A 23,549-nucleotide genomic window follows, 5' to 3' on the forward strand; every position below is an offset into this window, starting at 1 on the left:
GGGTCCTGAACACGCGTTGTCGTGCGATTCCGACCCGCCGGCCGAGGAGAATTGAAGATGCTGATTTCGCCTGCCTATGCGCAAGGTGTCGGTGGTGCCGGCACGCAGGAAATGCTGATGTCGATCCTGCCGTTCGTCCTGATCTTCGTGATCATGTATTTCCTGATCATCCGCCCGCAGCGTCAGCGCATGAAGCAGCACCAGGAAATGGTCGCCAATCTGCGCCGCGGCGACACGGTGGTGACGGCCGGTGGCCTGATCGGCAAGATCTCCAAGGTGGTCGACGAGACGGAAGTGCAGATCGAGGTCGCCGAGGGCATGAAGGTGCGCACGGTGCGCAGCATGATCCAGGAAGTCCGCTCCAAGACGGAGCCGGTCAAGGACAACGGCTGACACGCCGCCACGGATAGACGCTCCCCGCCGCACGCCGCCACTCCGGGCGACGCGGGGAAACCAGAAACGGCCACGCCATGCTCTACTTTGCACGCTGGAAGATCAGCCTGATCGTCCTCGTCGTCCTCGCCGGGTTGGTGACGACCCTGCCGAACTTCTTCTCCTCGGACACGCTGAAGGCCTGGCCGGACTGGCTGCCCAAGCGTCAGGTCGTGCTTGGCCTCGATCTGCAGGGCGGGGCCTATCTGCTTTATGAGATCGACCGCAAGGACTACGTCGCCAAGCGGCTGAAGACGCTGGTCGGCGATATCCGGCAGACGCTGCGCGAGGATCCGCGCATTGGCTATACCGGTCTCGGCGTGCAGGGAAATGGCGCGCAGGTGCGTATTCGCGACCTGGACCGGCTGGCCGAAGCGGAAAAGCGACTGGCGGAGTTGAAGAATCCGCTGGTTGCCAATCTCTTTGGCGGGCAGGCGGTCGATGAATTCGACATGACCGTGTCGGAAGACGGGTTGGTCCGTTTCGCCTACTCCGAGCAGGGGCTGTCGCAGCGTATCAGCTCGATCGTTCAGCAGTCGATCGAGGTGATCCGGCTGCGTCTTGACGAATTCGGCACCACGGAGCCGAGCATCCAGCGGCAGGGCGAGGACCGCATCCTGGTGGAAGCGCCGGGTGAGGGCGATCCGCAGCGGCTGAAGGAACTGGTGGGCCAGACCGCGCAGTTGACCTTCCATATGGTCGATCAGTCGATGAGCCCGGAACAGGCGATGCAGTCGCGTCCGCCCGTCGGCTCTGTGGTGACGTATTCCGCCGACGATCCGCCGATTCCCTACCTGCTGGAAGAAGCTCCGCTTCTGTCCGGTGAGGATCTGGTGGATGCGCAGGTCTCCTTCGATCAGCGCACCAACGAACCGGTGGTGAACTTCCGCTTCAATACCTCCGGCGCGCGGACCTTCTCCGTGGTGACCCAGCGCAATGTCGGACGCCCGTTCGCCATCGTGCTCGACAATGAGGTGATTTCCGCTCCGGTGATCCGCGAGCCGATCACCGGCGGTTCGGGGCAGATCTCCGGCAGCTTCACGGTTGAAAGCGCCAATGACCTGGCGGTGCTCCTGCGCGCGGGCGCGCTGCCGGCCAAGCTGACGGTGATCGAGGAACGCTCCATCGGTCCGGGGCTCGGACAGGATTCGGTCGATGCCGGCCGTATCGCCTCGCTGATCGGCGCGGCGCTGGTGATTGTCTTCATGATTCTGGCCTATGGCCGCTTCGGCGTGATTGCCGATCTGGCGCTTCTGGCCAACATCCTGATGATCTTCGGAGCCCTGACCACGCTTCAGGCGACGCTGACCTTGCCGGGCATTGCCGGTATCGTCCTGACCATCGGCATGGCGGTGGACGCCAATGTGCTGATCTTCGAGCGTATTCGTGAGGAAGCGCGCGCCGGCCGTTCGGCCATCAGCGCGATCGACGCCGGGTATTCGCGGGCATTGGGGACGATCCTGGATGCCAATATCACGACGCTGATCGCGGCTCTGATCCTGTTCCAGCTCGGGTCGGGACCGATCCGCGGCTTTGCGGTGACGCTGGCGATCGGTATCTTCACCACCGTGTTTTCCGCCTTTACCTTCTCGCGGCTTCTTGTCGCCCTTTGGGTGCGCTGGCAGCGCCCAAGCCGCTTGCCGATCTGACCGCCGGGGACCCAGGACATGCTACTCAGACTCATCCCGGACAACACCCAGATCCGCTTCATGCGGCTCAGGACCATCTCCTATCCGCTCACCATCGTGCTCATTCTGGCATCGATCGGTCTGTTCTTTTCCGTCGGGCTGAATTTCGGCATCGACTTCAAGGGCGGCACGGTCTTCGAGATGAAGACGATGGAATCGCCCGCCGATATCTCCGGCATCCGCACCCAGCTCGGCACGCTCGATCTGGGCGATGTGCAGGTGCAGCAGTTCGGTGCGCCGGATGAGGTGCTGGTGCGGGTGCAGCAGCCCGATGGCGGCGAACTGGCACAGCAGTCGGTGGTATCGCTGGTGCGCGAGGCCTTTGGCGAGAGCGTCGAATTCCGGCGGGTCGAGGTTGTCGGCCCGCGTGTGTCCGGCGAACTGGCCCAGGCCGGTACCATCGCGGTGGTCGCCTCGCTGCTGGTGATCCTGTTCTACATCTGGTTCCGCTTCGAGTGGCATTTCGCCATCGGCGCGATCATCACCACGGTGAACGACATCATCATCACCATCGGCCTGTTCGTGGTGCTGCAGCTTGAGTTCTCTCTGTCGAGTATCGCGGCGGTGCTGACCATCATCGGGTATTCGCTGAACGATACGGTGGTGGTCTATGACCGAATCCGCGAGAATCTCCGGCGTTACAAGAAAATGCCGCTGCCGGAGCTGCTCGACCGCTCGATCAACGAAATGCTGTCCCGGACCGTGATGACTTCGGTCACCACCTTGCTGGCGCTGCTGGCTCTCTACAGCTTTGGCGGCGAGGTGATTCGCTCCTTCACGCTGGCGATGATCTTCGGCGTGGTGATCGGCACCTATTCCTCGATCTTCCTGGCAGCGCCGATGCTGATCGTGCTCAAGCTGCGCCCGTCCGCCGTGACGGGACCGGACAGCGACGCCGGCGATGCGCCGGGCGAAGACAACAAGGCTGCCTCGGCCTGAGGATGGCGCGTCGCCGGAGAGGCGGCGCCGGGAGACAACGATGGCAAAGCGCGGCGAAGGCATCGTGATCCGTGATGCCCATTTTCCGGGACGGGTTCCGATCGACGCCTATGGTGACGGCGGGTTCCGTTTCGCGGAAATGTCGCACCGCGGTTCGATCCTCTGCGTTCCAAGTGGGATCTACGGCTGGGATGCGCGGGCGGTCGCCGATATCGATGTCGCCGCGCTTGAGCGGGTGTTCCAGGAAGCAGGGGACATCGAGGTGCTGTTGGTGGGCACGGGTGAGACGCTGGTGCCGATCCCGGCGGATCTCAAGGCCGCGCTGCGGGACGCTGGTATTCGCTCCGATCCCATGTCCACCGGCGCGGCGGTGCGCACCTACAATGTTCTTCTGTCGGAGGATCGTGCCGTTGCCACGGTCCTGTTGGCCGTGGACTGAGGCGCGTGGAGCCCTAGGTGTCGTCCCATGAGCGCTGAGCAATCCCCTGGCGACGAGCACTGTCTGGCGCTCGTGCGCCAGCATGACTTCGACCGATACCTGTCACTGCTCTTCGCTCCGGAAGCGGAGCGGGGCGGTCTGGCGGCGCTTTATGCCTTCAACATGGAGGTTGCGCGGGCGCGGGAGATCGTGTCCGATCCGATGCCCGGGGAAATCCGGCTGCAATGGTGGCGCGATGCCTTGCAGGCCCCCGCGGGCGGCGATGCCGACCAGCATCCGGTGGCTGGAGCCATCCGGCGCACCATCGAGACCTATCATCTGCCGCTTGAAGCGTTCCTCAACTTGATCGATGCACGCATCTTCGATCTTTACGACGATCCGATGCCCTGTCTCGGCGATCTGGAAGGGTATGCCGGCGAGACGTCGTCAGCGCTGATCCAGCTTGCCGCGATTGTTCTTTCCAAGGGGACGGACCCTGATACCGCTGAGATTTCCGGCCATGCGGGCGTCGCCTATGCGCTGACCGGCTTGATGCGTGCCTTGCCCTGGCATTCGGCGCGGCGGCAACTCTATCTGCCCGCCGATCTTCTCGATGCTCATGGGGTCGATCGGGAAACGGTGTTTCGTGGGGAGTGCACCCCGGCGCTGAAGGCGGCGTTGCGCGAGTTGGCCGGCATTGCCCATTCGCATCTTGCCAGAACCCGGGCACGGATTGACGGGTTGCCCGCGGCGGTGGTCCCGGCGTTTCTGCCGGTCTGCCTGGTCGAGCCGTTGCTGGAGCGGATGGCACATCAGGATTTCGATCTGTTCGCCAAACCTCCGGAGCTGTCACGTCTGCGCCGACAGTGGATATTGTGGCGGTCCTGGCGACGGGCGGGCAAGCGCGTCTGAGCCTGCGCGCGCCTTCGCGTAAAAGGTGCCATCTGCGTAACCGGGTCTTCAACATTCCGCGCTATTGCTGAGTTTCCGAATGCGATTGGAGATATTGCGGGTGGTGGACATGAGGAAGCAGGGGCGATCGCTGGCTGCATCATTGGGTGGTATTCTGGCCGCTGGCTGGTTGGCGCTTGGTTTGGTCGCCTTCCCCGGGCCGCTTGTGTCTGGGGCTAGCGCTCAGCAAGAACCGGAGGTGGCGGTTCAGCCGATCGGACAGGTGGTGGGCGCGGCTGACGATTCGTCGCTGGAAGCGGCCGAGCCGGCTGGCACGGTCACCAAGATCGACATCCAAAGCTATCTGCGCGACTATCCGATCGTTCCGCCGGACACGTCTAGCCCGCGCGCCGCGCTTGGCAGCTATCTTGCGATCATGCGCGAGGCCTCGAGCATCTGGATGCGGGTGGCCAAAGACTTCCAGGAGAGCAAAGAGCCGCGGCTTTCCGAGGAACAGGAACGGGATCTCGCGCTTGTCCGGCTGCTGATCGCCAAGGCGTCCCAAATTTTCGACCTTGGCGATATTGCCGAGACCGCGCGCGAGAGCGCCAGCATCGAGATCGTTCTGCAGTTTCAGGAGATCCTCGACCGAATTCATCTGCCCAAGCTGAGCACGGTTCCGGGAGAGAGCGCGGGGTCGTTCGACTATCACAAGAATCGCGATAGTTTGCCGGACCGTTGGACGATCCCCGGTACGGACATCGAATTCGCGGCGTCGGAGGGCAAGGGAAGCTATCTCGTCACGCGGGAAACGGTGGACCGTATTGCTGACAATTACGAGTTGATCAAGCAGTTTCCCGCCCGCTCGGATACAGGCCTCGACCTCTACAAGTACTATATCTACACGCCGGGCAATCTCGTTGCGCCGCGCTGGTACGATCTGATCCTGGCCGGTCCGCCCTGGTTGCGCACGGAGTTCATGTCGCAGACTTACTGGCAGTGGATCGCGCTTGCGCTTCTGAGCGTGATGGCGGTCACGCTTCTGATGCTGGTCCATCGCTGGAACCGGTGGCGCGCGGTGCCGACCTCCGACTTCCGTCGCCAGATGCGCCGGCTTCAGTTCCCGCTTCTGTTCATGGGGACCTTGGCCTCGTTCCGCTATCTGGTCGAACAGGAAGTCAACATCACCGGGGCTCCGATGGTTGTGATCAGCACCGTGACCACGGTGCTGATGTGGACCACGATGGCCTGGCTGATTTACCAGACGATCGAGCTGATCGCGAGCTGGGTGATGAAGAACCCGGCGGTGTCAGCCGAAAGCCTGGATTCCAGTCTGCTGCGCACGGCGTTCCGCGCCTTCGGCTTTACGCTGTCAGTGGTCGTCATGGGCTATGGGGCAACGCGGATCGGCATTCCGATCTATGGTGTTATCGCCGGTCTCGGTGTCGGTGGTCTGGCGGTGGCCCTTGCCGCCCAGCCGACCCTGGAGAACCTGATCGGCGGCATCATCCTCTACGCCGACCGCATGGTCCGGGTTGGCGAGTACTGCGAATTCGAGGGCATGTCCGGCACGGTCGAGGCCATCGGTATTCGCTCGACCCGGATCCGCGCGCTCGACCGCTCGCTGATCACGGTGTCGAATTCGGATCTGGCGAAGTTCAAGATCGTCAACATGAGCCGGCGCGACAGGTCGCTGTTCATGCACACGATTGGCCTGCGCTACGAGACCAGCCCGGAGGCAATGGAGCGGATCATCGAGCAGATCCGGGACTATATGGTGGAGCACCCGAAGGTATTGGATCAGGTGGTGCTGCGTGTCACCTTCGTGGCTTATGGCGACTATTCGCTGGATGTGAGCATCTACACCCTGATCGGGACCTCCGACCGCAATCAGTTCATGGCGATCCAGCAGGAGCTACTGTTCGAGGTTGGCCGCATCGTTCAGGCGAATGGTTCGGACTTTGCCTTCCCGTCCAATGTCACCTATCTGGGGCGTGATGGCGGCTTGCCGGAGATCGAGGTCAAGGACCAGGTCCAGCCGGCGGGCGGTGACCTGTCCCAGCAGCCGAAGGAGGCCGCCGCTCCGGTGGCTTGAACTCCGGTACCTCCGGCCCCTGAATGACAAAGCCCGCCGCGATTTGTACTCGCGGCGGGCTTTTTTCATGCGGTGTGCGGATGCGCGCGGTGCTTAGTCTGCTGTGGCTGGCGGCACATGCGCTGTCATCCACTCGGCGAAATCGGCACGACCACGCCGGGTCAGCGCGGCTTTCTTGGCCTTGGATTTTTCCTTGCCCTTGTAGCGCCGGCCCTCGGCGTCGGCCTTCGGTGTCTCGATGGGCGGGAACAGGCCGAAGTTGACGTTCATCGGCTGGAACGAGCCCGGACCGGGTTCGTCGCGCAGGATATGCCCGCCGGTGATGTGACCGAGCAGCGCCCCCATGGCGCTGGTCGGCGGCGGCGGCGGCAGGGTGTGGCCGAGCCGCTCGCTGGCGGCGAACAGGCCGGTGAGGCAGCCGATGCTGGCCGATTCCACATAGCCTTCGCAGCCGGTGATCTGGCCGGCAAAGCGCAGGGCGGGACGTGCCTTCAGGCGCAAGGTGCCGTCGAGCAGCTTTGGCGAGTTGAGGAAGGTGTTGCGGTGCAGGCCGCCGAGGCGGGCGAACACCGCGTCTTCAAGGCCCGGGATCATGCGGAAGATCTCAAGCTGCGCCCCGTGCTTCAGCTTGGTCTGGAAGCCGACCATGTTGTAGAGCGTGCCAAGGGCGTTGTCCTGCCGGAGCTGGACCACCGCATAGGGCTTTTCGTCAGGCTTGTGGGCGTTGGTCAGGCCCATCGGCTTCATCGGGCCATGCCGTAGGGTTTCCCGGCCGCGTTCGGCCATCACCTCGATCGGCAGGCAACCATCGAAATAGGGGGTGTTGGTCTCCCACTCCTTGAAATCCGCCTTGGGGCCCTCAATCAGGGCATCGATGAAGGCATCGTATTGAGCCTTGTCCATCGGGCAGTTGATGTAGTCCTTGCCGGTGCCGCCTGGGCCGACCTTGTCGTAGCGCGATTGGAACCAGGCGGTGTCGAAGTCGATGGAATCGAAATGGATGATCGGCGCGATGGCATCGAAGAAGGCCAGGGCGTCCTCGCCCGTCGCCTGCAGCACCGCTTCCGAAAGCGCCGGCGAGGTCAGCGGGCCGGTGGCGATGATGACGCTGTCCCAGTCCTCCGGCGGCAGGGTGGTGATCTCTTCGCGCTCGATGGTGATCAGCGGGTGGGCGGCAAGGGTTGCGCTGACGGCTGCGGCAAACCCGTCCCGGTCGACGGCGAGCGCCCCGCCGGCGGGCACCTGATGGTCGTCGGCGCAGGACATGATCAGCGATCCGGACCGGCGCAGCTCGTCATGCAGCAGCCCGACCGCGTTGTGATCGGCATCGTCGGAGCGGAAGGAGTTGGAGCAGACCAGCTCGGCCAGGTCCTCGGTCTTGTGCGCGGCCGTGCCCTTCACGGGGCGCATTTCGTGCAGCACCACCGGAATGCCGCGCCGGGCGAGTTGCCAGGCGGCTTCCGAACCGGCGAGCCCGCCGCCGATAACATGAACAGGCTGCATCGTCATGAGATCCTTCGCTTTGCGCGGATGAGGGAAGGGGCCATCGCGGCGGTGGAGCGCGGTCGTGGTCTGCGCTCCGCCCTGCGCGTGGCGGTTCTGCGAGGGATGTAGCGCGTCGGCTGGTCAGAGGCAACGAAACAGGAGATAACACCTGAGGAATGATCGTGAGGAAGAATGAGACATCAAGGACTGATCAGGGCAATGCCGGCGCTGGTGCTGAGCCTGTTTGTCGCCGCAGGGTGCAGCGGCCAGGTGAACGGGCACGCGGGCAGTTGGTACGCGGCGCATGATGGGGTGATGCCGCGCGGTGAAAGCCGGATTTATGTGTGCCATGCCTTCGGTTGCGCCCGGAAGACGCCGGTGCAGTTCACGGAAAAGGATCTGCGGACCCTGCGTGCCATCCTGGCCAGGGGCAAGGCATCGGCGCGGGAAGAACGCAAGGCCATCGCACGGGCGATTGCCTGGTCGGAAAAGCGCATCGGACCGGAGGTTGGGTCAAGCGCGGATGTCGGCGGCTATGATTTGTACAACGCCGGCGTGCCCGGGCAAATGGACTGTATCGACGAGGCCACCAACACCACCAGCGTCTTGCTCGTGGCTGCCCGCAATGGCTATCTGCGCCATCATGAGGTGCGCGTGCCGGTGGCGCGCGGTTTCTTCCTCGATGGGCGCTATCCCCATGCCACGGCCGTCGTGGCGGAGCGTCCCGGCGGGGCTGCCTATGCGGTGGATTCCTGGCCAAAGGCCAATGGTGCGCCGCCGGTGATCATGCCTCTGGAGGCCTGGTTCGCGGCCCGGGGGTGACCTCGCGCTTCCTTGACGGAGCAAGTTTCCCGCGAGAACCGTTTCCGCCACATCCGAAAACAAGAGGATGAGGGAGCGAAGTGAAGTTGTCCGAAGTTTTCAGTCGACTATTTCTTTGATTTTCCGTCTTGCAAAGAAAAAAAGCAAGGCCAGAGGCCTTGCTTTTCAGGTTTCGCGTATCAAACCTTCAAACGTGCAGAGCAGATTTTGATCTGTTGCACGGGCTGCAGTCGTAACGACGCGCCTGAAGGCGCTTCCTCCCAAGACTCAGACCGCGATGTCCGATTATTTTGGCAAGGAAAGCCTTGCGGCTTTCTTGCTCTCTTATGGGACGGCACATTAGCGCATCGTCGTGCTTTTGTCACCATTTTGTGCGGGTCGCGCTCATTTTTTTTGCGTGCTCCGCCAGGTTGTCAATCGTCCGCACCGGAGCTAATTGACGCACCGTCCATGCCCCTGTTGAAACAGTCATTTTTGGCCACCATTGACCTTCCTGCGGCTGGAAGCCCTACATTGCTCGCATCGTGAAAAACGGAGCCTGGCGATGGCGCATGAAGGTCAGGGCAACGGGGATGGGGTGCGCGATCCGGTCTGCGGCATGGTGGTCATGCCAGGGCCGGAGACACCGAGTCTCGATCACGGCGGCGAGCGCCACTACTTCTGCAGTGCGTCCTGCCGCGACAGGTTCGCGGCGGCTCCGGATGACTACACGCGTGGAGACGGGCAGGAGGCGCCGGCGCCGGCGGGGACCAAATACACCTGCCCGATGCATCCGCAGATCATACGCGATGCGCCCGGCGCTTGCCCCATTTGCGGCATGGCGCTGGAGCCGATGGGCGTTCCCGCAGCGGAGGAAGGGCCAAGCCCGGAGCTGATCGATTTCACCCGGCGGTTCTGGATCAGCGCGGCCTGTGCCTTGCCCCTCCTGGTGCTCGCGATGGCACCGATGTTCGGCCTGCCGCTCAGGGCGTGGATCGGCGAGGGCGTCAGCCTATGGGTGGAGTTCGCGCTGGCAACCCCGGTGGTTCTCTGGGCGGCCGCGCCGTTTTTCGTCCGGGCGGTGCAGTCGGTGGTCAATCGCAGCCCGAACATGTGGACGCTAATTGGCCTCGGGGTCGGGGCTGCCTATGGCTACAGTGTGGTGGCGATGCTGTTTCCCTTCGCCTTTCCGCCGTCCTTCCGGCTCGAAGGGGGGCATGTGCCGGTCTATTTCGAGGCGGCGGCGGTGATTGTCGCGCTGGTGTTCCTCGGCCAGGTGATGGAGCTGCGCGCTCGCGAGCGCACCGGCTCGGCGATCCGCGCGCTGCTTGATCTGGCGCCGAAGACCGCGCGCCGCCTCCGGCCGGACGATCTGGAGGAGGAGATCCCCCTTGAGCTGGTGGTGGTCGGCGACCGGTTGCGCGTTCGACCGGGGGAGGCAATCCCGGTCGATGGCGTGGTGCAGGAAGGGCGCTCGTCGGTCGACGAATCCATGCTGACTGGCGAACCTGTTCCGGTGGAAAAGATCGAGGGCGACGGGCTGACCGGCGGCACCTTGAACAAGAACGGAACCCTTGTGATGCGGGCCGAGCGGGTCGGGGTGGAGACCATGCTGTCGCAGATCGTAGACATGGTGGCAAAGGCCCAGCGCTCGCGCGCGCCCATTCAGGGGGTGGTCGACCGGGTCTCCGCGTGGTTCGTGCCCGCCGTGGTGCTCGTTGCGGCGATTGCCTTTGCCGTTTGGGCGCTGGTTGGTCCGGATCCGGCGATGATCTTCGCCATCGTGTCGGCGGTGTCGGTCCTGATCATCGCCTGTCCTTGCGCGCTGGGGCTGGCAACACCCATGTCGATCATGACGGCGACGGGACGTGGGGCGCAGGCTGGCGTCCTGATCAAGGATGCGGAAGCGCTTGAGCGCTTCTCCCAGGTGGACACGCTGATTGTCGACAAGACCGGAACCCTGACGGAAGGCAAGCCTCGACTGACCGATGTCGTTGCCATCGCCGGTGACAGGGACGCGGACGGGGACGGGCGCGGCGCCGAGAATGACCTTCTTGCGCTCGCTGCCAGCCTCGAACGAGGCTCGGAACATCCCCTGGCCGATGCCATTGTCGAAGGCGCGCGCGCACGGGACCTGCAGCTTCAGGCTGTTACTGAGTTCGACGCGGTCACCGGCAAGGGCGTGACCGGTGTGGTGGAGGGCCGGATGGCCGCGCTCGGAAATCAGGCATTGATGACGCAGCTCGGCCTGTCCACCGCAAGCCTGGAGACGCTTGCCGATAGCTTGCGCGACGATGGCAAGACGGCGATGTTCGTGGCCGCCGAGGGGCAATTGCTTGGCCTCGTGGCGGTTGCCGATCCGATCAAGGAAACGACGGTAGAGGCGATCCGGCAGCTGCATGCGCTTGGCCTTGCCATCATCATGGCGACCGGCGACAACGAGCGCACGGCCCGCGCGGTTGCAAACAGCCTTAAGATCGACGATGTGCGTGCCGGCGTTCTGCCAGAGGGCAAACAGGCACTGGTGGAGGAACTGCGGGCAGCCGGGCGCTCCGTTGCCATGGCCGGGGACGGGGTGAATGACGCCCCGGCATTGGCCAGTGCCGATGTCGGGATCGCGATGGGTACGGGCGCAGATGTCGCGGTGGAAAGCGCCGGACTGACCCTCGTCAAGGGTGACCTCAATGGCATTGTCCGCGCGCGCAAGCTGGCCCGCGCGACGCTCCGCAACATCAGGCAAAACCTCTTTTTCGCCTTTGTCTACAACGCACTGGGCGTTCCGGTTGCTGCCGGTGTTCTCTATCCGGTGTTTGGCACCCTGTTGTCGCCGATGATCGCCGCCGCGGCCATGAGCCTTTCCTCGGTCTCGGTGATCGCCAATGCGTTGCGGCTGCGCAATATCCGGTTGTGAGCGTGCGGCGGTGCGTGGTGAAAATGGGGGGCGCGAGGAGGCCGCGATGAAAGCGATTTTTGGATGGATTGGCGTTTTACTGGCGTCGGTCGGTTCGGCCCGGGCTCAGGGCGCTGGCAGTCTTTGGGGGACGGGTGGGCACATGTGGGGCGATGGCCCGGGAATGGGAGGATGGGGAATGGGCCTCATGATGTTGTTTTGGATCCTTTTGATCGGGGTCGCCATCCTCGGGGGGATCTGGCTCGCCCGGCGCGGGATCGGAGAGCGTGCGCGCGGCGATGCGCAGGAGATCCTGCGCGAACGGCTTGCGCGCGGCGAGATCGATGTCGCCGAGTACGAAGAGCGGCGCAAGACGCTGGAGAAATAGGCCGAATGACCCAAGGGGCTTGACCTTCCTCCTGCTGGAAGCCTCACCTTTCTGCCCCGGCGCTGGGGGACTCGGTGGCGGTGCCGCCCATGGCGGCCAAAGGCAGGTTTGAACGTATGATGATTGGCAGGCGCCAGTTCCTCTCCCGTAGCGCGGCGATGGTCGCCGCAACCTCACTTGCGAGTTGGCACGGCGCCTTCGCGGCCGATGGCGTGCTGGAGTTGCGGGCGCGCCGGGCCGGCCAGAAGCTTCTTGGGCAGCGCGGTGCCGTCTCCCCGTTGTGGACGTACAATGGCCGCGCGCCGGGACCGGAAATCCGGCTGCGCAAGGGCGAGCGGGTGCGGGCCCGATTGATCAATGAGCTTGAAGAGCCAACGTCGATCCACTGGCATGGCATCCGCATCGCCAATGCAATGGATGGCGTGGCCGGATTGACCCAGGAAGCGGTGCTGCCGGGCGGCACCTTCGATTACGACTTTATCGTGCCCGATGCCGGAACCTATTGGTATCACGCCCATAACCGGAGCTGGAACCAGGTGGCGCGCGGGCTCTACGGGGCGCTGATCGTCGACGAGCAAGGGCCGACGTTCCCCCCTGAGCAGAATCATGTCCTGCTCCTGGACGATTGGCGGGTCGATGACACGGGCGCGCTTGAGACGGCAAGTTTTGGGGCGTTGATGGATTGGAGCCACGGCGGACGGCTCGGCAATCTGCTCACCGTCAACGGCGCCATTCGCCCAGCGCTGTCCTTGGCGGCAAACCGACCGCATCGCTTGCGGCTGATCAACGCCGCGAACGCGCGGGTGCTGCAACTCGATCCGGCCAGCTTTGGCGCCAGGGTGCTCGCCTATGACGGGCAGGCCCTGCCAGAGCCGGCGACGCTTGACTACGCGCCGTTCCTTCTGGGACCGGCCCAGCGCGTCGATCTGCTGGTCACGCCCGAAGCCGGTCAGGACTTCTCCTTGGACGAGCTGTCGCAGGGGCAGCCCTATCCGCTCGCCGATTTCCGGGTGACCGGGACCGCGGGCCAGAGCGCGCCGGCTCCCGTGCTTGCAGCCAACGATCTGCCGGAGCCGGACATGGGCGCCGCCCGCACCGTCATCCTCGATATGACCGGCGGGATGATGGGGCGGCTCGACGACATTGTCTATCGCGGCCGACAGCTGGAGGGGGAGGATCTTCGCCGCACCGGTCAGATGTGGGCGCTCAACGGTGTGGCCAATCTGGCGGACGAGCCGCTGTTCCGGGCACGGCGTGGCGAGACCATCCTGCTGGAGACGATCAACAACACCGCCTTCGTCCACGCGATGCATGTGCACGGGCATCATTTCCGGATCACCGAGCGGGTTGGCAGCACGGTGGACGAGGGGCGCCCGTGGCGGGACACCTTCCTGATCGGCCCGGGACAGACGACGCGGGTTGCCTTTGTCTGCGACAACCCGGGCAAATGGCTGCTGCATTGTCATATGCTGGAACACGCGGCGGCGGGGATGAACACGTGGTTCGACGTTGCCTGACCTTCTTTTCAAACCCTGGTGGACCCGATCCATGAGACCCTTTCTGGTGCTGCTGCTGAGTGCGGTTCTGCTGCTGGGTCATGCCCTGCCGGCGGCCGGTCCCATGGCGGCGTCAGAAGTGGCGGCCGGCCTGTTGGCGCAGGCGGCGAACATGGAGCAAGGCACGTCCGGCGAACATCAGGGCATGGACACCGCAGCGACAATGGGCTGCTGTGCGCTGGCGGATCTTGCCGGTGACACGGCGGCGGGACATTGCCTCGCCGATTGCCTCTTTATCCTGCCTCTGTCTGTGCTGAACCTTGAGCATGGGCCGGCGCGTGACATCTCCTTGGTCTTGCGCAAGGGCACTGCCTTCGCGCCGCCACTGACCTTGCGTCCTCCGATCTCCTGAATCGAACCCGCTTCCGCTTCGAAAGAGGTGGAAGGTTTCGTTCTTGAGGATTGGAGACCCAATGCGTCTTCCGTCTGTCTCTCTCGATACTGCCCGCCTTCGGCTGCGCGCTGGTGCATCTGACGATGCATCGCGTCAGGGGCGGCGCTTGCCACACTCCCAGGACCCGAAAGGTCATCTGTCATGAAACTTTCCATTCACCTCTCCAGGCCGCTTCTGGCTCTTCTTGTCTCCGCTCCGCTTGTGGCGCTTGGCGTGCCAGCCGCTGATGCCGATGAAGCGGCGGCGATGACCGTCTACAAGACCCCCTGGTGCGGCTGCTGCGAGGTCTGGACCGACGCCATGCGCGCTGCCGGCTACCAGGTTACCGTCAAGGATATGGAGGACCTGACGCCGATCAAGAAACAGGCCGGTGTCTCCTCCGACCTGGAAGGCTGCCACACTGCGGTGATGGGATCTTATGTGCTTGAGGGGCACGTGCCGCTCGAGGCGATCGACAAGCTCCGTGCGGAGAAGCCTCAAGTGAGGGGTATCGCTGTGCCGGGAATGCCGGCGGGCTCGCTCGGTATGGGGCAGGACCCCTCCGCCCGCTACACGGTCTATGCCTTCGGCGGCGCGGAAGACAAACCGGTCGCCTTCTATCAGGCTGGCGAGTAGCGCGCGAGGTCGGACAGGCGGGAGCCGGTGTGCGGTTCCCGTCTGTCGACACTGCAAAGAGGCGCGCCGGAAGCCCTGTGCCCCGGCGCACCTCAAGTCCTGAGCGGTGCGTTACAGCAGCGAGGAGGTGACGCAGCTGATCTGCTCTGCCGGGGGCTGCGGCGCGTTGACGTCATAGGGAAAGTCATCCGAGGTGCACAAGGGCCGCTGGTAGATCTCGTAGCCCTGGCGCCGCAGGCAGCGTTTGACGTCACGCTCCCGGAGATCTTCGTTGATGTCGAAGCTGTAGCTTTGAGGGGGCGTGTATCCACCGCCGATGGTGTTGCAGCTCACTCCGAACCCTGTGTCATAACAATTGGTCGTGCCGGGGATGTAGTCGCCGCCAACCGTCTCCGTTCCGATCACCTGGGGGATCTTGTTGATGCTCGCGATGCGGCACTGGTCGACCGCATCCTGACGCTGCTCGCGTGTCGAGCCTGTCTTGTGGACCATGTCCACGGGACCGGAGGTGGTCTGGCAGGCGCTGAGAAGCAACGCCAAGGCAATCGGGTAGATGGAACGCATTGAGGGATCTCCGGAAAAGGCACGGCAATCGACCACATCCACGCGCCGATAATCAAGACGCGCGTTTCCGGCCATTGTCGCTTCTTGCAGGTTTTCTAGCGTAACCTCAGCGATTTCTCCATAATTTATAGCAACTTGACAGTGGATGCCGGCTCTGGGAAGAGTGGGAGCCTGAGATAACAGCCCCGGCGAGAACGTGAACAAACAGGAAATAGAAGAAGGCGTCTCGCTGCGGCAGGCGCAGCTACTTGGGGCAAGCGTGGCGCATTTCCGTGCGCTGGTGGCGCGACATCCGGAGAATGTCAGCGCCCGATTGCACCTTTCCAGCTCACTGCGTCTCATCGGGGCCTATGAGGAAAGCCTGGCGCTGCTCGATGCCGTGCTCGAGGGAGACCCTGCCAACCGGGCGGCGCTGGTCGGTAAGGTCGACACTCTGGCGCACCGGCAGCAGTTTGCCGAGGCGCTGACTGTGCTGGACACAGCACAGGTCCTTTATCCGGATGAGCTTGACCTGCGTCTCAAGCAGGGCGTTGTACTGCGGCTGGCGCAGCGGCTGGAAGACAGCGTGGCGTATTTCCGGGATCTCGTCGCGCAGCATCCCGAGCATGTCGATGCTCGGTTGCAGCTCGCATTATCTCTGCGTCTCGTCGGCGCTTATGATGAAAGCTTGGCGTTGGTCGATGCGGTCCTTGCGGCGGACCCGCGCAATCGAGCGGCGCTGGTTGCCAGGATCGACACGCTGGCACACCGACAGCAGGTCACCGAGGCGCTGGAGAACCTGCACGAAGCACAGGTTCGTCATCCGGGCGGTCTCGATCTGGAGGTCAGGCAGGGCGTGCTGTTTCGACAGGCTCAGCAGCTCGATGCAAGTGTGGCGCATTTGCGGAGGCTGGCGGCGCAACATCCCGAGCATGTCGACGCTCGGTTGCAGCTCGCAACATCCTTGCGTTTTGTCGGTGCGCATGAGGAAAGCCTGGCGCTGTTCGACGCCGTACTTGAGATGGAGCCCCGACACCGGGGGGCGCTGATCGGCAAGGTCGATACGCTTGCGCACCGGCAGCAGTTTGCCGAGGCGCTGGACGCATTGGGCGCGGTACAGGCGCTTTTCCCCGATCATCTCGACCTGAAGGTCAAGCAAGGCAACTTGCTGCGTCAAGCGCAGCGGTTGGATGAAAGCGTGGCGCATTTGCGAGCGTTTGTTGCGCTGCATCCAAAGCATGTCGACGCCTCCTTGCAGCTTGCGATCTCCCTGTCTCTCGCAGGGGCGCATGATGAAAGCCTGGCGATGTTGAATGCCATGCTCGCGGCGATGCCCGGACATCGAACGGCCTTGGTACACTTGGCAAACCTTCACCTGTCCGACAACGAGCCGGAAAAGGCGCTGGCAACGAACACCCTGGCAGCAGGGCGTTTCCCCGGGGATATCCAACTGGCGCAACAGAGGGTGGGGATACTCGCCCGGATGAGCGACCAGGAAGATGTGGTCGAGCAATTGCAGATATTGTTTCGTCAGGCGCCCCAATCCGCCGTTGTTGCTCGAGGGCTGATTGATAGGTTGGTTCGGGACTGGCGCTACGACGACGCCATGGAGGTTTTCAGGCGCTTTGTCGACACACCGGTTCTCGACAACAACGGCCGTCAGCAACAGATCCTTCTGTGCCTGCAGTATGGAGAACTGTCCAGAGCGCTCGACCTTTCCAGAAGGTGGATGGACGCTTATCCGGACAGCTTTGATGCCAAACTTTCTTTTTTTACGGTTTGCTGCGAACTCCCCAAGGCTCCGGTCGATCTTTCGACGCTGGAGGGGGAGTTGCTCCGCCGATGCAAGGGATCAAGCGCGCTGGCAATCGCCCGTGCCCTGAGGCGGCAATACGAACTCGATTTCGGAGGCGTGACGGCGGTGCTTGTGGGGTTCTTGCGGGAGAACCGGAGCGCCGTCGACGTGTTGAGCTATCTTTTTCAGTTTCTTCTCGGGATCGACAAGCTTGATAGCTGCCTTGATCTGCTGCGCGGCTTCCCCGAACTACGGGCGCCCCATGTTTTTGACCTGGCGAACAAGCTTCTCATGGAAGGCCGGCGCGTTGAGGCCGATGCCCTATTGCCAAGGCTCGAAGACGCCGTCGAAGCGGCGTCTGCAGCTCACGAAAGGGTTCAGCTTCTGCGGCGGATGTGCGCCCTGCAGATCCTGCGCAATGATGGTCCCGCGCTCAACAAAGCCGTGGAGACGGCGTTGTCCCTCAAGAACCTGGGGGGAGCGAACAGGCATTACTTCACCTGCATCAAGCATGGGCTTCTCGGTCGCAACGATGGCGACGGCGTACCCGAGACGGTGTCCTTGGTCCCAAGCGGGCTCTCGTTGAAAGCGCTCGTGCAGGGGAAGGGCTATCGGGCGATGTCGATCAAGCCGGAGGCCCTCGCCATTGCACGACAAATCTCGGCTCCATCCGACGGCTTGTATGAAGACTGGCTGAAGCGGGCGTTGAAGGGAGCTACCGTCCGGCATACGGTTGCCCACTGCTACGCGGAACGTCCGGAAAAACTCGATGACCTTGAGGGGCTGGTTGATTTTCCTGACAGTGCGGTTCTGGAGCGATATGCAGGCCGATCCGAGCCATTTCTGGTGACGGGCACGCATCAGGGCGCGAATGCCGTCGTATGGCGCCTTCTGCAATCGTTTCCGAACCTGCGCGTGGTCGCAGTCCACAAGCAGTTGCGGCGCGATCATCCCACCGCAAGAGCCGCCTTGCCGTTGGGCCCCGATCCGGCGTCGACGCGCGCGTTGATCAACGCTCTGCGCGCGGGAGCTCCGGTTGCCGCCGCCCTGGACCAAGTTTTTCTAAGCGGTTGGAGCACGGGTGAGAACGCGCACCTGGTCAATACCGTCGAGCTTCAGCTTTTTGATTTCCCGCCGCTGCGGGTCCCCAACTTGCTTCCCAAGCTTGCCTGGAAAATGAATCTGCCAAGCTATTGGGTGCAATCCTATCTCGACAGGGGGCGGGTCCGGATCGAACTGGTCCGGCTGCCGGACGCTGACTATGCGATCGATCGGGAAGCCTGGATCGGCCAGTGGGTCGCAGCGTATGGAAAGCAGGTGGAAGCGGTGTTGCGATCCACTCCGGAAAATCTCTGCATTGAGGCAGGGCTTATCAGGGAAATCGCTCGAACCTGCGGAACCAGGCGTCTGGCAGCGAGATGATTGTCATTGCCAAGATGAGCGAAATTTCCGGGGCGGGGGGCGGCGCGCTTCCTCCTCAGCGTTTTAATGGTATCAGAGAGGCGCGGGACTGAGAGTGCCGAAACGTCATGCACAATCTACGGATGATTTATTGTGCAATTGCACCCTTCAATGTGTGCTGCGAAACTGATCTGTGAAAACGCTGATGTGCCGAGGCACATGGGCCGACGACACACCACCCTTGGGGCGTCCATAAGTGACCCACGAACAGCCAGACGACACACGCCGCGAGCGTGATGCTCTCGGGACGCCGCGCAGGGCTGCGGACCGCACCCGCCGCGCCGCGAGCGTGGATACGACGGCGGCTCAGGCGCGATATATCCAGGGACGAATCCGGGAGATTCTCCACGATTTTCCGGGGTTGGAGCAGCGCTATGGGGGAGCCCGGCGCATTATCCGCGCATTCCGCCGTCCGAGTTTTTACGAGGTCAGCCAGAGATGCAATCTCTGGTGCGAGGGTTGCTATTATTTTGAGGATGCCGCTCGCAAATCCGCCAGCGCGGAGATGACCGAGACGGCGTGGAGCGCGTTCTTCGCAGGCGAACGCGAACGCGGCGTGTCGATGGCCTATCTGGTCGGAGCGGAGCCGGCGCTTTATCCGGAGCGGCTGAAAGCCGCCTCACGCAACATCCGCTACGGAAAGATCGGCACGAACGGAACGATCCGTATCCCGGATGAGGTCCGGTTTCGCATTGGCGTTTCCGTCTGGGGTAACGAAACCGACGATGCGGTGCTGCGCGGTGGATCGGTGTTGCGCAAGGCAATGCGGAACTATGCAGGCGATCCGCGTGCCATCATGCTGTTCACCCTGTCTCCGTGGAATCTGCAAGACATGGACGAAGTCGTTCAGGCGAGCGAGGACCATGACCTGAAGCTCACCTTCTCGATGTTCTCGCCGACGAAAACCTATCTGGAGAAGCTTGACCAGGGCGCTCCGGCGGATTCGAGTTATTTCCGTCTCGGGCCGACCCGGGCGCGGCCGGTATTTTCCGATGACGACCTGAAGAAGACCTCGGAGTCGATCCGCCGGGCGATGCAGCGCTTTCCCGACACCGTGCTGTTCTCGGAAGAGTATTGCGACCTGATCACCAAGCCGGGCCCGCTCTATGAGATGAATCCGGAGAGCGGTCTTGCCGAAAACTGCGGCTCGCGCATTCGCGAGCCTTTGCGGTATTTCGATGCCTCCGGCACGGCCAAGCAGGTGAAATGCTGCACCCCAGATGTGGACTGTACCCATTGCCGCCTTTACAGCGGCGGCTGGTCGACGCTCTTTCGGCCGACGGAAAAACATCTGGCCGGCGCGTCCTCCTTTGAGGGGTGGTTGCGCATGATCGAGACCGTTGGCCGGATCTTCCTCTTTCCCTACCCATTTGAGGCCGGTTGATGATCCATGTGCCGAAGCTCGCGCTGAACGGAACCAGGGCCAGCCTTGGTTCGCCGATCAGGGCATGTCGGTCCCCAGAGACGAACTGGCCCGCGGAAATCCTGGATGAGCCGATTTGCGTCGGCGAGAAGGCGGGCAGGACCGTGGTGTTGTTGGCGGCGCCAGAGGAAATCAAGCGGGTGATCGTCGAAAGGGAAGCGGAGTTTCCCAAGTGGCTGCCGATCTACCGCCATTCCGCCGCCCGGGAAACGGGTACGGGAACGATCTTCGCCGCCAATGATGAGGACTGGCTGCCGATCCGCCGGGCGATCAATCCCCTGTTCCATAGCAGCCGTTGGGCGCTGCTGGTCGAGGTCGCACGGCATGTGACTTCGCAGGCCAGCGCCAGCCTCCCGGTCGACGATATCGAGCGTTTCTTCACGGCGATTTCGGTCGATGTGGTCTACCGGACCCTTGTCGGCGATGGCGCGGAGGGGACAGCTGCGTACGATCTGCCGGGGATGGCGGAGGGGTTGGTGCGGATGCAGCACGCCGGCGACCTGCGCGGAGCGATGCGGCACATCCATGATCTGGCGGTCGCCTGTGAAGCCCGCGGCCCGGGACCGGAGGCTATCGCTGGGGTGGATCTGGCCGGTAAGGCTCCGGCGCGACCGCGGCCGCTGGAGGAGCCTTACCTGCACGACAACCGGCTTGCGCTGCTTTATGCCGGACAGGAAACCACGGCGCTGACCATGAGTTGGTGTTTCTGGATCCTGGGGCAGGATCCTGAGTTGCAATCCCGTCTTCGGCATGAAGTCCGCGAGGCGGTGACCGAGGCGGGAGGCCTTTCGACGGATGCCATCACGAAAATGAAGATGTTGTTTGCGGTGTTCCGAGAGACGATGCGGCTGTTGTCGCCGTCTGCGGCCACCGTTCGTACGGCAGCGCAGGAGACGGAACTATGCGGCCAGCAGGTGCCGCGAGACAGCGTGATTGTCATTCCGATCTACGCGGTCCATCGCCACAGGAGCTTGTGGGACGATCCGGACAACTTCGACGCCGAGCGATTCCTCCGGCCCTTGAAGCATCCCATGGCCTTCCTGCCCTTTGCTGCGGGGCGGCATACCTGCGTCGCGGCGCGCAGTGTCATGTACGAGATGGCGACGGTGCTGGCGGTGTTGCTCGACCGGTTCGCCTGGACAACCTCGGAGGCCGACCGTATGGGACTGACCAGCAAGCTGGTGCTCTCGCCCACGGCGGACATGAAGGTCGAGTTGAGCGCGTTGACACCCCGCTTCAGCCAGGTGGCGGGCGCTACAGGATAAGCTCCCACGGCAGAACCTGTTTCTTCGCCATGTGCCGCGCATGGCGGCGCAGACGTTCCGCGTCAGCCTTGTCGCGGATGTCGAGCGTCTGGAAGGCCGGGAGAAATCGGTGCATGGCCAGCGCCATTCGGTCGAGGTCATGCGGGTTCTCTTCCCGGTCCAGGCACTCGTCTCGCGAGGCATCGTGGCGGAACAGCGCCGCATGCCGTCGTTCGGGGAGGGGGCTTGCATCCTCCGTCGCATCCGCTGGCACCTCATGGCGCCAGCCATCGACATAGACCACGCCCACGCCGCGACGCCGGGCAAAGGCAAGAGCCTCGTCCAGCGTGTTGATGATGGGCTCGCCCTTGTCGTTGAGTGACGTGTTGCAGAGCATCGGCACGCCGGTCCGCCGATAAAACGCGGTGAGCACGCCGCAGAGCTGCGGCGCCTCGTCGCGCGATAGTGTCTGGATGCGCGCGGACCGGTCGAGATGCGCAACTGCGGGGACCTGCGCGGCTCGTTCGGGGCGAAGGGTGAAAGTCCGCAGCATGTAGGGTGAGTGATCGGCCTTCTCGAACCATGCATCGACATGCTCGTCGAGAATGACGGGTGCGACCGGTCGCCACCACTGTCGCCGCTTGATCTCGTTCAGCCGGTCCTTTGCTGCCGGATTTCGCGGATCTGCCAGAAGGCTCCTGTGGCCAAGGGCGCGAGGTCCCATCTCGGCGCCGCCCTCGATCCAGACAATGGGGCCGACCATCAAGTCATCCAGGACCGAATCGAGGTCGGCCGGCTCGGTCCGGGGGAGAGCGGCGGCACGTGCGCCCATGCCTGCCGGTCCGCCCTTGAAGTGGAACTGCTGCATCGTCTTGAGAAAATAGAGCAATCCGTAGCCCAGCGAGATCCCGCTGTCGTTGACCGCTGGAGGCGCCTGGAAGTGGGCAAAACCGAAGTGCTGCATGACATGGGAATTGGCGCGGCAATTGAGGGCAAATCCGCCGCTCATGGCAAGGGTGGTGGCGGCGGGATCCAGCCCTTCGGCGCGGATGATCGCCTGCAGCGTGTCGCAGACTTGCCGGATGGACAATGCCTGGACGGTCTTGGCCAGAATGGAAATCCGATTTTCCGCTTCGCTGAAGCGCGGATCGAAGCCTGTATGGCAGGTCCCGCGATCCTCTGCGGTCAGGGCGAAAACCTCGTCGTGGAGCTGGCGCACCCAGTCGAACGCGGTCTTGAAGTCTCTCATCGTCAGGACGGAAGGCGGCGGCGAGGGAGGGGCGACAAGATCCACGGTCGTGGCACTGCCCAGCGCCATCAACGACCCTTCTTCCAAACCGGTCAGCGCTCGCATCGCCGACCAGAACGGGCCGGGCGAGGAGATCGGAAACAGCCTTGTCTTGCCTTGGCGGACCACCGCGCCGGCATAGATCGGGTCTTCCAGCCCGGGCCTGGTCAGGACCGCATCCGGGCCGCCGTCCATCGCCAGGCCGATCATGTCGCCGCCGAAATAGCGGTCTGTGTCAAATAGCAGCGCTCCGAAGAGATGCGCCGCCGTATGGGGATTGAAGCCATCCTGGCACAACAGGCGGTCGTCTTGCGTGGACAGGCCAGGGGTGCCGATGATGGCCGAGAGCTGATCCCGCTGAATGCCGGCCTCAAGCAGCAGGACGTCAATGAGGGCAAGCGCCTGCGCCCGGTCGGCGAAAGAGGCGGAATGGTGCTTGCGCCCCGAGTAGCGTTCGAACTCCCAGTATCTGAGGAGCTCGACATGTGCCCCCTGTTTTCGCCAGAGGGCCATGTTCTGATCGTGGCGGACAGGAATGCTGCGGGTCAGGCAGAGCCGGTCGATATGCGCATAAACGGAAAGGTAGAGGCCGTCTTCGCAATCCATGACAGCCTTGCTCCTGGTCCGGTCGGCGTCGACCGGGCTGAGGGAGGGAACGGGCGAGGGTTGCGCTTTTGTGTGTTCGATCGCAGGCGTTGTCAATATGAGCGACAACGCGGGAGGTGCGAGCCAAGCCGCCAGAACCGCAGGCGGACAACGGGGGGATGGCGGAAGAGGTGGGATTCGAACCCACGAGACGGTTACCCGCCTGCCGGTTTTCAAGACCGGTGCCTTCAACCACTCGGCCACTCTTCCGCAACGGCCTCTCGTTTCGGCGGAATGGGTCTTTTTGTCAAGGCGCTTGCGCGGGAAAGTCGCAGGTTTCTGGCGCTATCATTCACCGAAGGTGACGCTTTCCCTGGAGAGGCGGTGTTCGAATTGCGAACAGAAAAACCGCCGATCCGGAAGGTCGAGGCAGGGACGACCGGATCGGCGGTTTGCGCCGGTTGGTCCGGCGTTGGGGCGCAGGGGCTTGCGCCACGTCTTTTGTTGTAGAGGGTGCGGTGGTCTTCGGATGTGATCCGCATCACAGTGTGACGATCTGTTGGAGGAGACGGGGCAAGGCGTTGCCCACGGCGCTCGGCCCGCGAGGGTGTGGAAACT

At 63.3% G+C, this 23,549-nt stretch carries 18 protein-coding genes and 1 tRNA gene; 15 read left to right on the top strand and 4 right to left on the bottom strand.

The genetic code is table 11. The features are described from left to right. The first annotated feature begins 57 nt into the window (after positions 1-57). The 6 genes from yajC to LC062_RS21445 all read left to right on the top strand — a co-directional run bounded on the left by yajC (position 58) and on the right by LC062_RS21445 (position 6,463). On the top strand, positions 58-393 hold the full coding sequence (gene yajC / locus LC062_RS01230) for a preprotein translocase subunit YajC (protein WP_181761431.1): 336 nt from the start codon (positions 58-60) through the stop codon (positions 391-393). A gap of 77 nt (positions 394-470) precedes the next feature. After that, the gene (gene secD / locus LC062_RS01235) at positions 471-2,081 is read left to right on the top strand and encodes a protein translocase subunit SecD (protein ID WP_224909207.1); all 1,611 of its coding nucleotides are present in this window, start codon (positions 471-473) and stop codon (positions 2,079-2,081) included. A gap of 18 nt (positions 2,082-2,099) precedes the next feature. Further along, complete coding sequence (gene secF / locus LC062_RS01240; RefSeq protein WP_224909208.1) at positions 2,100-3,059, top strand: protein translocase subunit SecF; 960 nt, start codon at positions 2,100-2,102, stop codon at positions 3,057-3,059. Between the two features lie 40 nt (positions 3,060-3,099). Next, positions 3,100-3,498 (top strand): Mth938-like domain-containing protein, encoded by a 399-nt coding sequence (locus tag LC062_RS01245; RefSeq protein ID WP_224909209.1) that lies wholly within the window; start codon positions 3,100-3,102, stop codon positions 3,496-3,498. Positions 3,499-3,525: 27 nt separating this feature from the next. Then, positions 3,526-4,389: a phytoene/squalene synthase family protein gene (locus LC062_RS01250; RefSeq protein WP_224909210.1), complete on the top strand. Its 864-nt coding sequence runs from the start codon at positions 3,526-3,528 to the stop codon at positions 4,387-4,389. A 238-nt stretch (positions 4,390-4,627) separates the two neighbouring features. After that, positions 4,628-6,463 carry a mechanosensitive ion channel family protein gene (locus tag LC062_RS21445; RefSeq protein WP_224909211.1) on the top strand — a complete coding sequence of 612 codons (1,836 nt, stop codon included), beginning with the start codon at positions 4,628-4,630 and terminating at the stop codon, positions 6,461-6,463. Between the two features lie 93 nt (positions 6,464-6,556). On the opposite strand, the gene trmFO is transcribed toward LC062_RS21445, so the two are convergent. Beyond that, on the bottom strand, positions 6,557-7,966 hold the full coding sequence (trmFO, locus tag LC062_RS01260) for a methylenetetrahydrofolate--tRNA-(uracil(54)-C(5))-methyltransferase (FADH(2)-oxidizing) TrmFO (RefSeq protein WP_224909212.1): 1,410 nt from the start codon (positions 7,964-7,966) through the stop codon (positions 6,557-6,559). A 174-nt stretch (positions 7,967-8,140) separates the two neighbouring features. On the opposite strand from trmFO, the gene LC062_RS01265 reads away from it, so the two are divergent. The 6 genes from LC062_RS01265 to LC062_RS01290 all read left to right on the top strand — a co-directional run bounded on the left by LC062_RS01265 (position 8,141) and on the right by LC062_RS01290 (position 14,592). Next, positions 8,141-8,770, top strand: a complete 630-nt coding sequence (locus tag LC062_RS01265) for a hypothetical protein (RefSeq protein ID WP_224909213.1) — start codon at positions 8,141-8,143, stop codon at positions 8,768-8,770. A 544-nt stretch (positions 8,771-9,314) separates the two neighbouring features. Further along, the gene (locus LC062_RS01270) at positions 9,315-11,660 is read left to right on the top strand and encodes a heavy metal translocating P-type ATPase (RefSeq protein WP_224909214.1); all 2,346 of its coding nucleotides are present in this window, start codon (positions 9,315-9,317) and stop codon (positions 11,658-11,660) included. A 187-nt stretch (positions 11,661-11,847) separates the two neighbouring features. Then, positions 11,848-12,027, top strand: a complete 180-nt coding sequence (locus tag LC062_RS01275) for an SHOCT domain-containing protein (protein ID WP_224909215.1) — start codon at positions 11,848-11,850, stop codon at positions 12,025-12,027. Positions 12,028-12,143: 116 nt separating this feature from the next. After that, on the top strand, positions 12,144-13,544 hold the full coding sequence (locus tag LC062_RS01280; protein WP_224909216.1) for a multicopper oxidase family protein: 1,401 nt from the start codon (positions 12,144-12,146) through the stop codon (positions 13,542-13,544). Between the two features lie 31 nt (positions 13,545-13,575). Next, the gene (locus tag LC062_RS01285; RefSeq protein ID WP_224909217.1) at positions 13,576-13,935 is read left to right on the top strand and encodes a hypothetical protein; all 360 of its coding nucleotides are present in this window, start codon (positions 13,576-13,578) and stop codon (positions 13,933-13,935) included. A gap of 183 nt (positions 13,936-14,118) precedes the next feature. Beyond that, complete coding sequence (locus LC062_RS01290) at positions 14,119-14,592, top strand: DUF411 domain-containing protein (protein ID WP_224909218.1); 474 nt, start codon at positions 14,119-14,121, stop codon at positions 14,590-14,592. Positions 14,593-14,703: 111 nt separating this feature from the next. Here LC062_RS01290 and LC062_RS01295 read toward each other — a convergent pair whose 3' ends face one another. Continuing rightward, positions 14,704-15,156, bottom strand: a complete 453-nt coding sequence (locus LC062_RS01295) for a hypothetical protein (protein ID WP_224909219.1) — start codon at positions 15,154-15,156, stop codon at positions 14,704-14,706. A 196-nt stretch (positions 15,157-15,352) separates the two neighbouring features. Here LC062_RS01295 and LC062_RS01300 point away from each other — a divergent pair, with 196 nt between their 5' ends. The 3 genes from LC062_RS01300 to LC062_RS01310 all read left to right on the top strand — a co-directional run bounded on the left by LC062_RS01300 (position 15,353) and on the right by LC062_RS01310 (position 21,079). Continuing rightward, complete coding sequence (locus LC062_RS01300) at positions 15,353-18,352, top strand: tetratricopeptide repeat protein (RefSeq protein WP_224909220.1); 3,000 nt, start codon at positions 15,353-15,355, stop codon at positions 18,350-18,352. 544 nt (positions 18,353-18,896) lie between these two features. Then, the gene (locus LC062_RS01305) at positions 18,897-19,775 is read left to right on the top strand and encodes a hypothetical protein (RefSeq protein WP_224909221.1); all 879 of its coding nucleotides are present in this window, start codon (positions 18,897-18,899) and stop codon (positions 19,773-19,775) included. Positions 19,776-19,924: 149 nt separating this feature from the next. Beyond that, a complete protein-coding gene (locus tag LC062_RS01310; protein WP_224909222.1) occupies positions 19,925-21,079 on the top strand; it encodes a cytochrome P450 in 1,155 nt (384 codons plus the stop codon). On the opposite strand, the gene LC062_RS01315 is transcribed toward LC062_RS01310, so the two are convergent. Together LC062_RS01315 and LC062_RS01320 are read right to left on the bottom strand one after the other, a co-directional pair. After that, positions 21,069-22,952, bottom strand: coding sequence for a carbamoyltransferase C-terminal domain-containing protein (locus LC062_RS01315; RefSeq protein WP_224909223.1), 1,884 nt, complete (start codon positions 22,950-22,952; stop codon positions 21,069-21,071). The two genes, LC062_RS01310 and LC062_RS01315, sit on opposite strands and share 11 nt — an antisense overlap. A gap of 159 nt (positions 22,953-23,111) precedes the next feature. Beyond that, a tRNA-Ser gene (locus LC062_RS01320) sits at positions 23,112-23,201 on the bottom strand. Positions 23,202-23,549 lie beyond the last annotated feature (348 nt).

The organism is Stappia indica (genome assembly GCF_020177335.1).
GTDB classification, from domain to species: Bacteria; Pseudomonadota; Alphaproteobacteria; order Rhizobiales; family Stappiaceae; genus Stappia; species Stappia indica_B.

What these genes read in the sequence shown, in the direction of transcription:
- yajC (WP_181761431.1), top strand. Translation starts at nt 58, where the DNA reads ATGCTGATTTCGCCTGCCTATGCGCAAGGTGTCGGTGGTGCCGGCACG.
- secD (WP_224909207.1), top strand. Translation starts at nt 471, where the DNA reads ATGCTCTACTTTGCACGCTGGAAGATCAGCCTGATCGTCCTCGTCGTC.
- secF (WP_224909208.1), top strand. Translation starts at nt 2,100, where the DNA reads ATGCTACTCAGACTCATCCCGGACAACACCCAGATCCGCTTCATGCGG.
- LC062_RS01245 (WP_224909209.1), top strand. Translation starts at nt 3,100, where the DNA reads ATGGCAAAGCGCGGCGAAGGCATCGTGATCCGTGATGCCCATTTTCCG.
- LC062_RS01250 (WP_224909210.1), top strand. Translation starts at nt 3,526, where the DNA reads ATGAGCGCTGAGCAATCCCCTGGCGACGAGCACTGTCTGGCGCTCGTG.
- trmFO (WP_224909212.1), bottom strand. Translation starts at nt 7,966, where the DNA reads ATGCAGCCTGTTCATGTTATCGGCGGCGGGCTCGCCGGTTCGGAAGCC.
- LC062_RS01265 (WP_224909213.1), top strand. Translation starts at nt 8,141, where the DNA reads ATGAGACATCAAGGACTGATCAGGGCAATGCCGGCGCTGGTGCTGAGC.
- LC062_RS01270 (WP_224909214.1), top strand. Translation starts at nt 9,315, where the DNA reads ATGGCGCATGAAGGTCAGGGCAACGGGGATGGGGTGCGCGATCCGGTC.
- LC062_RS01275 (WP_224909215.1), top strand. Translation starts at nt 11,848, where the DNA reads ATGATGTTGTTTTGGATCCTTTTGATCGGGGTCGCCATCCTCGGGGGG.
- LC062_RS01280 (WP_224909216.1), top strand. Translation starts at nt 12,144, where the DNA reads ATGATGATTGGCAGGCGCCAGTTCCTCTCCCGTAGCGCGGCGATGGTC.
- LC062_RS01285 (WP_224909217.1), top strand. Translation starts at nt 13,576, where the DNA reads ATGAGACCCTTTCTGGTGCTGCTGCTGAGTGCGGTTCTGCTGCTGGGT.
- LC062_RS01290 (WP_224909218.1), top strand. Translation starts at nt 14,119, where the DNA reads ATGAAACTTTCCATTCACCTCTCCAGGCCGCTTCTGGCTCTTCTTGTC.
- LC062_RS01295 (WP_224909219.1), bottom strand. Translation starts at nt 15,156, where the DNA reads ATGCGTTCCATCTACCCGATTGCCTTGGCGTTGCTTCTCAGCGCCTGC.
- LC062_RS01305 (WP_224909221.1), top strand. Translation starts at nt 18,897, where the DNA reads ATGACCGAGACGGCGTGGAGCGCGTTCTTCGCAGGCGAACGCGAACGC.
- LC062_RS01315 (WP_224909223.1), bottom strand. Translation starts at nt 22,952, where the DNA reads ATGGATTGCGAAGACGGCCTCTACCTTTCCGTTTATGCGCATATCGAC.